This window comes from Bradyrhizobium sp. Kon10 (assembly GCF_055807395.1).
On the sequence record NZ_JBVVOZ010000123.1, the window covers coordinates 1 to 537 of the forward strand.

Here is a 537-nt window from a genome sequence, read left to right on the forward strand (position 1 = left end):
CGAGCCGCCGCGCGACATCGCCACCGAACAGGGGCAAATGCGCCTCACGGCTGCCGACGGTTCGATGCGGGACGTACCTTTCGACGGCGATTTCCTGCGGATTGGCCGATCCGTGCCCGCCTGATTGGGCTGTGTCGTGGGCGGCGCTTCCGGTTGGAGTTAGCCCTCCTATTGCGAGCGTTGGCGCTGCCCCCTCACCCGGATTGCCAACCGAATTGCAAAGGGCAATTCGGGGCAATCCGACCTCTCCCCGAGGGGAGAGGAGATCGCCAGCGTCGGGGCCCTGCTCTTCTCCCCAGCGGGGAGAAGGTGGCCGCGAAGCGGCCGGATGAGGGGGGTGCAACAGCCCCGGTTGTTGCCCCGTCTTAGTTGCCCGCCGCCGCGTCCTCGAGCAGCGCCTTGCGCACGGCGTCGCCGGCGCCGGAATAGCGGTCGGCATTGTCCTTGGTGATCAGCGCCTGCGGCGTGGCGACGACGCGCGGCAGCTTCTGCCCGGCCACCAGTCGCAGCGCCGATTCCAGCGCCACCTCGCCGGTC

The 537-nt window shown here is 69.1% G+C and carries 1 pseudogene; it reads right to left on the bottom strand.

The annotated features are described in order from the left end of the window. Positions 1-365 precede the first annotated feature (365 nt). Positions 366-537, bottom strand: a pseudogene (locus tag AC0L2O_RS36345) (sugar ABC transporter substrate-binding protein); the annotation flags it as partial.